Raw genomic sequence first — 13505 nt, 5'->3', positions numbered from 1 at the left:
CAAGAACGTGCTCGCCCTCACGTAATTTCGCTCACCCTTGGTATGGTGGGGTAAAAAGCACAAGTAAAAAATCTTTTACCTACGAATTAACTTCCACAGCTAATCATGAAAACGTTAACTTTTTTTGACAATTGCATGAAAAGAATTGCAAAATGCTTCTATCCATGTAAAAGTTATGATAGCTATAAATTAAGAGGGCAGTCGAAAAGTTGCAATAATAAAAGTTTTATTTCATAATAGGCAGCTAGAAATTTTAACCAAGCTTTCACCAGGCACCCTCAGAAAAAATCTTATTTTTCTGAGTATTCCAGTGGAAATGATAAAACTTATGTTGTAATTATCGATATAGCAATCGTTAATTTTTATTGAAAATACGTGTAAACGTGGGGGGGATTATTACTATGAATATGGTATTAATTATTTTCTTATTTTGTTTATTTCTTGTTGCTCTGGGGGGCACGTTGTACGTGTTTAAACAGGAAGAGAGAAAAATGAAGCAATATGAAGCGGAAGGTGAAACCGCTCAAAGTGAATTGCAACGTTCGATGGAATATGAAACGAAATCTTTGAAATCAAATGTGCCACTACTCATCTGGATATATGCAGTGACCATTTTGGTAGGATTGATTGCGTTTTTTGTTTATGCATTTTAGTGACTGCATCGCTGCAGAAGCTATTTATGAAACTAACTATAGACCTTTTTGGCAGATTTTTGCTAGAAAGGTTTTTATGTTGGTGATGTACTTTCAAATTTGAAAAATTGGCAAAAAGTAAGCCATTTAATGGAAGGTATTTTTGTTTTACTAAAAAACATGGATCACACTATAAAAAATAGGAGGTTTTTTGCATCTATTTCAAGAGACAAGAAAGTAGTAAAATGAGGTTTTTGGTATAAGAAAATAACCGAATAACCACGTCTCCATCGCCTAGCAATTAGGCGACTTCACGGCGATAAGTCATCATCGGTTCGCCACTAAGAGGAAGGACACTAAAAACGGGTATGCCGCCCGACATCGGCATACCCCTATTTTAGTGGCATGATTTCTAAGTCTTTCGTTGATTCGTTCCATTCACTACGTTGCTAAACTGCGCCCCATTTTTATTCTTAAAAGTTTTTTCAAGGTCACTAAATACCTTAGTGGCTCTCGTTACCACGCCTTCTATGGAACATGTAAATATTTAAGCATCATAAAATGAATTATGAAGCGTTTTAAAACCTCATTGCATCCTCTAAAAATTCCTTGCAAAAAAAGGGGTGGCTATTAATTCCACTTCAGTTCCCAGTAGTTTATATTTTTCATAAGCAAACATATTGCATAAAATACAATAGGGGGGTATAGTATAAGTGTAGTAGCGAAAAATAAGAAATGGAGTTGATATAGATGACAACGTCAAAACCAGAACATCCTGTAACGCCACGAACAAAGGATGAAATATCCGCGATAACGAACCGGCTGAAAAGGGTAGAAGGTCAAGTTCGGGGAGTTCAGAAAATGGTGGAAGAAGATAGATATTGTATTGATATTTTAGTCCAAATTAGTGCTATTAATGCAGCGCTTAAAAAAGTAGGTTTTTCCATTGCGGAAAGGCATACGAAGCATTGTGTATCACATGCAGTACGTTCAGGGCAAGGGGAAGAAGCGATTGATGAATTAATGGAAGTGCTAAAACAATTGTCCAAATAAAAAGACCATGCACTCCTAGAAGTGCTCTTTTAAAAAATATTCACTTTGGAAAGCAAAATTTTTAGCCGGTATGTAGTATTTTTGGCAAAATTATCTAAGGTGTTTTAAGCTTTATAGTAGTAAAACGACGGTGTTTTATCGTTATAAAGACTTATCGATAGCAGTTTTCCAAAGGTGTGAGCCAATAAGTGAGGTGAAGGGTAATGCAAGAGAAAGAACATGTAACAGTTGGAGTAACTGGTATGACTTGTGCGGCCTGTTCCAGTCGCATAGAAAAAGTACTGAATAAGGTAGACGGTGTTGAAGCACAGGTGAATTTAACAACGGAAAAAGCAAACTTAGATTACGACCCGGAAAAAGTTTCTCTAGAAGATATTACGGAAAAAATTGAAAAGCTAGGCTATGGTGTGGAAACGGAAAAAGTTGAATTTGATATTACAGGTATGACTTGCGCAGCATGTTCGAACCGGATTGAAAAAGTATTGTCCAAACAACAAGGTGTGGAGAATGCGACAGTAAATCTTGCTAATGAAACAGCTGTTATCGAATATCAACCGTCATTCATTGACGAAGAAAAATTTATTGGCATAGTTGAAAAATTAGGTTATCAAGCCCAGCCAAAAGCAAATAAAGAAGAAAAGCAAAGCCATAAAGAAAAGCAAATCCAACGTATGAAAACGAAACTCATTATATCGGCTATTTTATCCATTCCTCTTTTGGTAACGATGCTTGATCATTTGTTTGGACTTAGCCTACCAAGTATTTTTATGAATCCGTGGTTCCAATTTGCTTTGGCGACACCTGTACAATTTATTATTGGCTGGCAATTTTATGACGGCGCATATAAAAATCTTCGTAATAAAGCAGCCAATATGGATGTACTCGTAGCTTTAGGAACGAGTGCTGCTTATTTTTATAGTTTATATGAAGCAATAAAAACGATTGGCAATCCTGGCTATATGCCACATCTTTATTTTGAAACAAGTGCAATTTTAATTACGCTTATCCTGTTTGGAAAGTATTTAGAAACAAAAGCGAAAAGTAAAACGACGATGGCGATTTCTAAATTATTGAATCTACAAGCAAAACAGGCACGTGTCATTCGAAATAATGAAGAGACAATGATACCTGTTGAAGAAGTCGTTCTCGGTGACCGCCTCATTGTGAAACCAGGAGAGAAAATACCTGTAGACGGTGTTGTTATTAGAGGACATACAGCTGTGGATGAATCGATGCTTACTGGTGAATCTTTACCAGTGGAAAAAGCTTTAAAAGATACAGTAATTGGTGCAACGATGAATAAAAATGGAACGATAGAAATGGAAGCGACTAAGGTAGGAAAAGATACGGCTTTAGCTTCGATTGTAAAAGTAGTGGAAGACGCGCAAGGCTCAAAAGCGCCGATCCAACGTTTGGCAGATGTTATTTCGGGTTATTTTGTACCAATTGTTGTTAGTATCGCAATGCTCACATTTATTATTTGGATTGCTTTTGTGACACCAGGGGAGTTGGAGTCGGCATTAGTCACCTCCATCGCTGTTTTAGTCATCGCATGCCCTTGTGCACTCGGTTTAGCAACACCAACATCGATTATGGTCGGAACTGGTAAAGCTGCCGAACAGGGGATTTTGTTTAAAGGTGGTGAGCATTTAGAACGTACACACCAACTAGATGCTATTATTTTTGATAAAACAGGAACAATTACAAAAGGGAAACCAGAAATAACGGATTTCACGGGCACAGATGAAGTTCTACAGTTAGTAGCAAGTGCGGAAAAAAGTTCTGAACATCCGCTAGCAGAAGCAATTGTTGCTGGGGCAACAGAAAAGGGCTTGGAGTTATTCGATACGGATGAATTTCAAGCAATACCTGGTCACGGTATTTCTGCTCAAATTAATGGAAAAAAGATTCTTGTAGGAACAAGGGCGTTAATGGAAAAATACAACATTGTTTATCAGCAGGAAGAAACGGCTATGCAATCCTTTGAAGAAAATGGAAAAACGGCCATGTTAATCGCAGTAGATGATCAATTTGCAGGAATTGTCGCAGTAGCGGACACGGTGAAAGAAACAGCGAAAGAAGCGATTAGTCAGCTACAAAACGAAGGACTTGAAGTTATTATGCTAACAGGCGATAATGAACGAACAGCTAAGGCAATCGCCAAGCAGGTTGGTATCGATCATGTTATTGCGCAAGTTTTACCAGAGGAAAAAGCGGATAAAGTAAAAATGATACAGGAAATGGGCAAGCATGTAGCGATGGTTGGTGATGGTATTAATGATGCTCCAGCATTAGCTGTTGCCGATATTGGTATTGCAATTGGAACAGGTACAGAAGTGGCAATAGAAGCTGCTGATGTAACTATTTTAGGTGGCGAATTATTATTGATTCCAAAGGCGATTAAAGCAAGTCATGCAACGATAAAAAATATTCGCCAAAACTTATTTTGGGCTTTTGCTTATAACACAGTAGGAATTCCAATTGCAGCAGTTGGCTTGCTTGCACCTTGGATTGCAGGTGCGGCAATGGCATTTAGCTCCGTAAGTGTCGTATCAAATTCCTTACGATTAAAGCGGGTAAAGCTATAGGGAGATAGATACATTCCCGGATTAGCTTTTATCTATAAATATTTCAACAAGAGCTGATTAAACGCTATAGTGAAAGCTTTGTTTTATCGGGCTTGTTGAAGAAAAATTAAAATGAATGAAAGGAGATTTGCGATATGCAAACAACTTTAGATGTAAAAGGAATGACTTGTGGTCATTGCGAAAAAGCAGTAAAAGGAGCACTCGAAGCATTACCAGGTGTGACAGTAGTAGAAGTGCATTTAAATACAGGAAAAGTGGATGTAACTTATGATGATGCACAAACGAACATTCAAGCATTGCGGGAAGCAGTTGAAGAACAAGGTTATGATGTTGTTGTATAAATAAGGCTCATTAAAAGCACTGTCATCTATTTTGACAGTGCTTTTTGATTATCGGGCTTTATAGTATAAGCAAAATGATGCATTCGCTATGGAAAGTTACGTTATGTTAATGCTCAAGCAAACGGATATACCTACCTTTAAAAATGTAAAGAAAGCTAAGTATGATTCTAGAAAATAAACGTTGTTCTTTAGAGATAAGTACATTTTACTTATGGCTCTATGCACCCTAAAATTGTTAGGTAAGGCTATGATTCGTCAATGAAGTGGAGGTATTTACTACTTTGATATGTACGTACCTTCTTAAAGATTACAAAGAACAGCGAACAAAATGAAGTTATAAGGAAAAAGAGCGTCATGATTTTTCTGGAACGGCAAAACATTGTATAAGAAGCTTTGGTTTTGCATTCTAATAGTATATAGCCCAAAGAAATAAAATTTTACAATGGATATGAAGTTTAGGTAGTGTAGGTTAATCATTACAAGCATTTTATAACAGAAATGGAATGCGAACGTTAAATCATTCAAGATTTTATCGTTTGCAACTTTAGTTGTGGTCAGTTGAATTTAAACACAGAAATAGGTATTAAAAAACGGTTTTCTTGCGGGAAATTTCAAAAAAAACTAACCAATGGAAAAAAATATTACAAATTTTAGATGTATACACTTGCATTTTGTTTCAGAAAAGGGTAAAGTTAAAGGTGCAAAAGGAAATTGAAGTTTGGATATAATACTTTACGATCTCTTTATCAAAGTGGTGTAAAAGTATTCATGATTCAATTACTTTGCACGATATTTGAATAAGGAGGTCATTTTAATGACTGGTAAAGTAAAATGGTTTAATGCAGAAAAAGGATTTGGTTTCATCGAGCGTGAAGACGGAGACGACGTATTTGTTCACTTCTCAGCTATTCAAGCTGAAGGTTTCAAAACTCTTGAAGAAGGTCAAGACGTTGAATTTGAAATCGTAGAAGGAAACCGCGGACCACAAGCAGCTAACGTAACTCGTCTATAATAGATAATTAAAAAAGCTTATCTCAAATAAGAGATAAGCTTTTTTCTTATGACTTTAGTCCGTTGAGCTCGCAACAGCGTGCGAAACAGAAAATCACCTGCTATGCGGGTGGAAAACCAATTTTGTTGCAATAAAGAATGATGTAGGCAAAGAAATGCATGCTTGCTTTGGAGGGAAATCGAAGCCAAAGGTATAAAAGTGTTTCGGCATAGAGCAAGAACCATCCGTCGATGGTAACAGGACGCACGGAGGTAAGAAATTTGCGTGGCATAAATCAATGTTGCTCAACTTGTACTAATAATTAATACGTGTTGCATAGATAACTATGGATCAAAAATAGAAGCATACTGGCTCAGTATTAATGGTAGCGCTCATAAAAGTAGAAATCTGTTCGGCTTGTACTGTTTTACTTATATGGAATCAAGATGTTACTTGCTTTGTATTCGTAAAAGAGGTCTGTGGAATGTGAGCGTAGGGTTGTCTATTATCATATAGCGATAATGCATTGTCACATAATTATGCAACCTTATATTGCCATGTATGTACCATCTGAACGTACGCACACTATTATTGAACAGTATTTGCTGTTCTACTACTTTTCCCATTAGGAGTGTTTCCGATGGCTCGACGAAACCGTAATCAGTTAGAAGTGCCAGGTGCAGAAAAAGCAGTCGACTCCCTAAAGTATGAGATCGCTAATGAATTTAATGTCGATCTTGGAGCTGATACTACTGCAAGAGAAAATGGTTCCGTGGGTGGCGAGATGGTGAAGCGTATGATAAAAATGGCTGAACAAGATCTCGCAAATAGACAGAAGTAGTAAACGAAAGGGAGCGAGCATTTGCCCGCTCCCTTAAATATAGAAGATCTTGTCTTGGTTCTCACGCAAAAAGGTCGCTTATTTTTGCACTACATATTATTATGCGGATATTTAATAAAACTACATCGTATTGTGATTTTTGGATAGTTGTATTTAAAAAACATTTTTTGATGTTTAACCTGTATTAAATTATAAAGGCATTTTTCTATATTTTATAAATGTAAGTCTTTTCTATTTGATCCACTTCTGTATAATTAAAGTATATATTTTGTTAGGAGGTAATTAACGTGCAAAAAAACAAACGATTTTTCTCAAACCAACAAGTAGGGGTGAAAAGTTCGGATAAGAAAAATAACGGATTACCCAGCATGCTTTCTACAAAAATGTCCGTGATTCTTAGGGAAGGAGTCAAGCGTTAAGCGATTTTTTTATTTAAAATACGCTTAAAAATGCTTTTTATTTTCAGTTGTAGGTCATTTCAATACGGATATATGGCGTTTTTGTATAGCATAGCTAAAGAATGGGTAAGCAGAGTTAATTAAAAATTCCATCGTTGTTCACTCCTGCTTGTTTATAGCGGAATAAACAGGAAGCAGGAGGATAAAACATTGAAACAAGGTACATTAGCTTCACGCAACATTCGTGTGTTATTTTGGGCGGAATTATTTGGCAGTGTTCGATTTATTCAACCAGTCTTAGCATTATTTTATTTTTCACGGGGACTGGATGAAGCATCTATTTTATGGTTATTGCTCTTTTGGAGTACTGGTGTATTAATTGGTGAAATTCCAACAGGTATGTTTGCGGATCGATATGGTGCTAAATTGTCGTTTATGATTGGAGCATTTCTAGGTATTATCAGTCACGCAATGTTAATTTGGGCATACGACCCGTGGGTATTCGTCATTAGTAGCCTTTTAAGTGGATTCAGTGTAACGTTTTTTAGTGGTGCTGATGAAGCTTTTATCTATGAATCTTTAAAAGAATCAAATGAAGAAAATATGCTCGATAAAGCACTTGGAATTATCCAATCCGCGCAATTTATGGTCATGGTTATTGTATTAATACTAGGCGCTATTATAGCTCAAGATTTGACGGATGAACAATTTATCATGCTTATTGCATTAGGTGTGTTTTTTCAAAGCATGCAAATTGTATTGTTAATTTTTGCAAAAAATCCACCAGAACATGGGAGCTATCGCGAAAATCCTTTTAAACAAGTGAAAGAAGGGATGCTAGTAATAAAAAAAGCACCCCAGCTGTTATGGATGTTTTTAAATATCACACTGGTATTTATCCCATCTGTAGCAATTTTTGATAACTTTAGTGACAAATTACTTCTAGACGCCGGTTTACCTGTCTATTTTATTGGTTTTTCGCTTGCAGGGCTTTCCATATTTAGCTTTTTCGTTTCTCGGTCTATTGGGTGGATGACAACTCGCATTTCTCGAATTCTATTTTTATATATAACGGGTGCTCTTGCCGTATTCGGATTGTTATTAGCAGCTTTCTACCGTGAAAACCTTTGGATCTTGCTCCTTATTATGGTTTTGCTTCGATTTGTTGGTGCTGTACGCTACCCGGTATATGCGCAATTAGCCAACGATATGATTCCTTCGAAGGTAAGAGCAACAACGATCTCATTGCTATCCATTATTGATTCGGTTTGTGATTTGCTGGTTTTTAGTAGTGTAGCGACAATAGCAGTTTTCGGCTTTGACAAATTATTTCTAGCTGCCGCTGCGATTGCATTCGTAGGAAGTTTATTCCCCTTACGATCAGTGAAAAGGGAAAGAAGCTAGCTTTTATGTACTCTAGCAAACTTTTTACGGTTTAATAGTATAAGCAAAACGATGGAATTCTGTCGATATCAAGGCTTTGATAGCTAAGTTTTTTTAAATGGCTTTGGAAAAGAACGAAGAAGGACTACTTAGCAACTGGATGCATGCCTTTTTATGTAATTGAAAAATAGCTCCTAGTATGCAGTTTGATAATAGGAACCATTTCTTGTCTCATCTATTGAAAAAAGCTATTGGATAAGCGAAATGACAGTATCATAACGGCTTATTGGATCAAGTTTATCCAACGCATTAAAAAGAGGGACTTGTCCTCTTAAAAACCATGTGGACAAGTTCTCTTGAATGTGTTGGGATAAAACTGCATTGCTTCAAGCGTGTGACAAGTTATTTTATGATCGACATTAAAAGCTTCTCTCAAATCTTTTTTTATTCTGGAATCACCATAGCATGAAATTTTCGCTTTCGTGGACCATCAAATTCACAAAAGTAAACACCTTGCCATGTACCTAATACCAGCTTACCGTTTTGGATAATGAGCGTTTGCGCATGGCCAACCGTACTTGTTTTTAAATGTGCAGCAGTATTGCCTTCCATATGCCGATCCTCCGCATGTTTCCAAGGATAAATTTCCTCTAATCGCATAAGCATGTCTGTTTTCACATCGGGATCAGCATTTTCGTTCACCGTAATTCCCGCAGTTGTATGTAAGGAAGATACAACCATGATTCCGTTAGTAACCTTTAATTCATGAATCCATTGTTCCAGCTCGGTTGTAATATCGATCATATCAGTATGACGATGCGTTGTAAGTGTAAATATTTTTTGCAAAGTAAACATCCTTTCTGCATGTAAGTTTAACTTTTAATAGGAAGAAGCTCTTCATTTCATTAGACGGTTACTAAAAAGGTCACCACACCAATTACTTTTGCTAGTATTGGCTGCTGAGTGGAAAAAGGATGCACAGCAGTTACTTGTATCATTTCATTTCTTCGCTAATGTCACGCTTTATTATTTCTTTTTTGCACTATAGTATAAGAAAACTACAAATCCATAAAGATTTGATTTGGCTAAGGCAATTTTTTAAAAATACGCACTTCATGTCCTCTCAGCCGAGTGTGGCAACTAGACAGCAACTTCTTTTGCAAAATAGCCCCCTTTTCGTTCATATTATAACGATAACCTGATCATGAAGAAACAAAAAAGGGTAAAAATGTGCTCTGTTCAAACAGCCTTCATAAGATTTTTATGTTTTTGTGCTAAAATAAAAGATGGCGTATGGATGCCGAAATGAGGTACTGTATATTGGCGCTTTACGTATTAAAGAGGTCAAGTGGAGGATTACAGAGTTGACTAATGTCCTAATCATAACACTTATGCATTGAAGTTTCTCTACTGTAAGATGTCAGTAGATGTGAGTAAAGCTAATTGGAAGATAGCAGCACCTACGCCCTTTTTAGGTTATACATTGAAGTACGAAACAATTGGCGGGGATGAGAGAAAATCGTGTTGATGGAAGCTTTCTTTTATAGATTTACATTACACTATATAGTTTTAGAAGAGTCATCATCTAATAGGGAAGAACTTGAAGGCGAGTTTTTTATACAATTTCCGGGTTTATCGTTAAGAAAAACAATGGACTTTCATTCAATAAGCCCAATAGAATGGAGTTTTATTGGATAATTATATACTCTATATGGTATTGAGGATTTTTGCAGAGACCAAAAACGGACGGCTTTCATTATAAAGAATTGGCGATAAGCCAAGTTTTCCTTACGGTTTCATGTACAACTTAACATAATTAGCTACTGATCCACAACTTAGAAAGTGAGATGATGATTATTTTTATAATTTACTTCTTGATAGGGTTGATCGCCTGTACCGCTGGAGCAATGGCTGGCTTAGGCGGGGGAGTTATTATTAAGCCTTTATTAGATATGTTAGGGCATTACGATTTATCGACGATTGGCATACTTTCTGCAGCAACGGTTTTTTCTATGTCTGTCGTTTCCTTGGTCGAAGCGCGAAATTCTAGTTTGCATATTAATTGGAGAAATAGTTTATTCATTGCAATTGGCTCGATTGCAGGCGGTTTTATTGGAAAAGGCATTTTTAATTATTTCGTTGTCCATTCAGGCTTATCTACGGTTATTGGTATTATTCAATCTATACTATTAGCTATCTTATTAATCATTATCTTTATTTTTATGAAGTATAATCATCGAATTAAAACGTACCACGTGCAAAACCGTGCCCTCATATTATTCGTTGGGCTTATTCTTGGTTTATTATCTGCTTTTTTAGGCATTGGCGGAGGACCTTTAAATGTTGCGCTATTAGTATACATTTTTTCTATGAATACAAAGGATGCCAGTATTAATTCCATATTTATTATCTTTTTCTCGCAACTATCTTCGCTCATTTTAGTCGCAACTTCGACTGGATTTGCGCCTTATGATTTATCCATGATTTGGTTTATGGTTCCTGGTGGAATTCTTGGCGGAATGATTGGAAGTAGTTTTGTCAAAAAAATATCCACAAGTGTTGTAGAACGCATTTTTAATATAACGCTGTTAATCATTATTTTAATTACCATTTATAATATTGTGGTTGAATTGGTGTGATATTGTTAAGCTTAGGTTAATTTGTCTAAACGTTTTTCGGAAAGTAGCTCGTTCCGCGCAGAAAAACGCTCGCGTACGTGTGAAAGTCGCTCACCTCGTGCGAAAAATGGCTCGCGTACGTGTAAAAGTCGCTCGCCCCGTGCGGAGAAATGCTCGCGTACGTGTAAAAGTCGCTCACCTCGTGAGGAGAAACGCTCGCGTACGTGTAAAAGTCGCTCGCCCCGTGCGGAGAAACGCTCGCATACGTGTAAAAGTCGCTCGGCCCCGTGCGGAGAAACGCTCGCGTACGTGTAAAAGCGCTGCCCCGTGCGGAGAAACGCTCGCGTACGTGTAAAAGTCGCTCGCCCCGTGCGGAAAAACGCTCGCATACGTGTAAAAGTCGCTCGCCTCGTGCGGAGAAACGCTCGCGTACGTGTAAAAAGCGCTGCCCCGTGTAGAGAAACGCTCGCGTACGTGTAAAAGTCGCTCGCCCCGTGCGGAGAAATGCTCCTGTTCGTCTGGAAAAGCGCTCGCCCCTTTTGATTTTAGACGGTTAAGATTGATGGTTATAGTCAATCGCGGTCTATTCGAAAATGAGGGAAGCTGTAGGTTAATTCTATTTAATAAATGGTAATAATTTAGCATTACTGAATTAATTTTGCTATTGTCCTCATTAACTTTCAGTATTGAAAAAACAGACTTCAAATTAAAACTGATATGATGAATTATTAAGAATGTATGCAGTAAATTGGAAAATAGATAGGGACCGCTAGCTTATTTTTTAAAAGTCAACGTGATTTTAATATATAAAATTTATTAATTAGTGTAGGACGTGCATTAAATCGTCTTTCAGCTGATTTTTCAGTAGGCATTTTTTACTATAGAATGAAGAAAAAGGGAAGGAGTAATATAAGTTGATCATAAGAAAACGCACTTACCCTATCGTTTTAAAAAAATACGAAGCTCTACTAAAGCGTCTACCTCCTACTTTTCATCAAATATCGGACGTTGAAGCGGCCTATAGAAAACAATTAAAAGGTTATCACGGTGAACTATTAGTAGATAGACAAACAGAACGGCTTAAAGATAGGAATACAATTCTTTATAATGTTCAGCTCCAAATAGAAGGCAAATCATTTCAGATGGATACAGTTATAATTACTACTTACGCAATGTACATTATAGAAATCAAGAATTTTGACGGTACACTAACATTTGACACATTTTTCAATCAGCTCATACGCAATAACGGTTCAAAAGAAGAAGGTTTTCGATCCCCCATCACACAAGCGACTACTCAGGCAGACCTACTCAAACAATGGCTTCATAGACACCATCTTATAGATATTCCTATTTGCTCTTTTATAGCTATTAGTCGTCCAAGCACAGTTATCAAAGTTGAAGGAGATAAGTATAAGCTTCAAGACATTGTCATGCATGCTGAGTTAATCCCACAGAAAATTAATAAATATGAACAAAGTTTTAAGGAGAAGGGCTGTAGTCCTCTTGCTCATGTACAAATTGGCAAGATAATTGCGGAAAAAAGTACGACGTTCAACAAAGATATTGTTGCAATACACAACATAAATAGAAAATCCATTTTAACCGGAGTTCAGTGCCCGGGTTGTCATAACTTAAGATTACAACGAGTACATGGGGGATGGCATTGTGAGCCTTGCCGTAAAAAATGGAAGAACGCTCATAGGCAAGCTATCAATGACTATTTTCTCCTTATCGAACCAAATATAACAAACGGAGCATGTAGGAAATTTTTACATGTTTCATCACGTTTTACCGCTAAAAGAATACTTCAATCTATGCGCCTCATTTACGATGAAAAAGAGCAAATATGGAAAATGCCTAATTAATATTACAAGCAACAGACATTAACAAGGAAAATGCTCCTCCTCGAACGAAATCGCTCCTGTTCGTGGAAAAGTCGCTCGCCCCCGCGGAGAAATCGCTCCCGTTCGTTGCCAAATCGCTCGCCCCCGCGGAGAAATCGCTCCCGTTCGTCGCCAAATCGCTCGCCCCCGCGGAGAAATCGCTCCCGTTCGTTGCCAAATCGCTCGCCCCCGCGGAGAAATCGCTCCTGTTCGTCGCCAAATCGCTCACCCTCGTGCAGAAATCGCTCCCGTTCGTCGCCAAATCGCTCGCCGCGTGCAGAAATCGCTCCCGTTCGTCGCCAAATCGCTCGCCCTCGTGCAGAAATCGCTCCTGTTCGTCGCCAAATCGCTCGCCCCCGCGGAGAAATCGCTCCTGTTCGTCGCCAATCGCTCGCCCCCGTGCAGAAATCGCTCCCGCTCGTTGCCAAATCGCTCGCCCCCGTGCAGAAATCGCTCCTGTTCGTCGCCAAATCGCTCGCCTCCGCGGAGAAACCGCTCCCGCTCGTCGCCAATCGCTCGCCCCCGTGCAGAAATCGCTCCTGTTCGTCGCCAATCGCTCGCCCCCGTGCAGAAATCGCTCCTGTTCGTCGCCAATCGCTCGCCCCCGTGCAGAAATCGCTCCTGTTCGTCGCCAAATCGCTCACCCCCGCGGAGAAATCGCTCCTGTTCGTCGCCAATCGCTCATCCCCGCGGAGAAATCGCTCCTGTTCGTCGCCAATCGCTCGCCCCGCACGGAAATCGCTCACCTTTGCGCGAAAACTGCTCGCTACAAGT

Annotated in this window: 11 protein-coding genes; 10 read left to right on the top strand and 1 reads right to left on the bottom strand. The window is 38.2% G+C overall.

All coding sequences use genetic code 11. From position 1 onward, the window contains the following. Positions 1-401 precede the first annotated feature (401 nt). The 8 genes from B2C77_RS16800 (at position 402) to B2C77_RS16770 (ending at position 8248) form a co-directional block, all read left to right on the top strand. Positions 402-653 (top strand): hypothetical protein, encoded by a 252-nt coding sequence (locus B2C77_RS16800; protein ID WP_077706085.1) that lies wholly within the window; start codon positions 402-404, stop codon positions 651-653. 729 nt (positions 654-1382) lie between these two features. Further along, entirely contained in the window at positions 1383-1685 is a 303-nt protein-coding gene (locus tag B2C77_RS16795) for a metal-sensing transcriptional repressor (protein ID WP_077706084.1), read from the top strand. Between the two features lie 203 nt (positions 1686-1888). Next, a complete protein-coding gene (locus B2C77_RS16790) occupies positions 1889-4273 on the top strand; it encodes a heavy metal translocating P-type ATPase (protein WP_077706083.1) in 2385 nt (794 codons plus the stop codon). Between the two features lie 134 nt (positions 4274-4407). Further along, the gene (copZ, locus tag B2C77_RS16785) at positions 4408-4614 is read left to right on the top strand and encodes a copper chaperone CopZ (RefSeq protein ID WP_077706082.1); all 207 of its coding nucleotides are present in this window, start codon (positions 4408-4410) and stop codon (positions 4612-4614) included. Positions 4615-5428: 814 nt separating this feature from the next. Beyond that, positions 5429-5626, top strand: coding sequence for a cold shock domain-containing protein (locus B2C77_RS16780; RefSeq protein ID WP_021288643.1), 198 nt, complete (start codon positions 5429-5431; stop codon positions 5624-5626). Between the two features lie 619 nt (positions 5627-6245). Beyond that, on the top strand, positions 6246-6446 hold the full coding sequence (locus tag B2C77_RS16775) for an alpha/beta-type small acid-soluble spore protein (RefSeq protein ID WP_073006504.1): 201 nt from the start codon (positions 6246-6248) through the stop codon (positions 6444-6446). Between the two features lie 287 nt (positions 6447-6733). Then, positions 6734-6865: a hypothetical protein gene (locus tag B2C77_RS22400; protein ID WP_303046188.1), complete on the top strand. Its 132-nt coding sequence runs from the start codon at positions 6734-6736 to the stop codon at positions 6863-6865. A gap of 189 nt (positions 6866-7054) precedes the next feature. Then, on the top strand, positions 7055-8248 hold the full coding sequence (locus tag B2C77_RS16770; protein ID WP_077706081.1) for an MFS transporter: 1194 nt from the start codon (positions 7055-7057) through the stop codon (positions 8246-8248). A 423-nt stretch (positions 8249-8671) separates the two neighbouring features. On the opposite strand, the gene B2C77_RS16765 is transcribed toward B2C77_RS16770, so the two are convergent. After that, on the bottom strand, positions 8672-9073 hold the full coding sequence (locus B2C77_RS16765) for a secondary thiamine-phosphate synthase enzyme YjbQ (protein WP_077706080.1): 402 nt from the start codon (positions 9071-9073) through the stop codon (positions 8672-8674). Between the two features lie 1028 nt (positions 9074-10101). Here B2C77_RS16765 and B2C77_RS16760 point away from each other — a divergent pair. Further along, positions 10102-10866 carry a sulfite exporter TauE/SafE family protein gene (locus tag B2C77_RS16760; RefSeq protein ID WP_254843992.1) on the top strand — a complete coding sequence of 255 codons (765 nt, stop codon included), beginning with the start codon at positions 10102-10104 and terminating at the stop codon, positions 10864-10866. 893 nt (positions 10867-11759) lie between these two features. Then, the gene (locus tag B2C77_RS16755; protein WP_077706078.1) at positions 11760-12713 is read left to right on the top strand and encodes a nuclease-related domain-containing protein; all 954 of its coding nucleotides are present in this window, start codon (positions 11760-11762) and stop codon (positions 12711-12713) included. Positions 12714-13505 lie beyond the last annotated feature (792 nt).

Origin of the sequence: Virgibacillus dokdonensis (genome assembly GCF_900166595.1) — a bacterium.
Taxonomy (GTDB): domain Bacteria; phylum Bacillota; class Bacilli; order Bacillales; family Amphibacillaceae; genus Virgibacillus; species Virgibacillus dokdonensis.
This window is presented reverse-complemented; position numbering and strand designations above follow the sequence as displayed.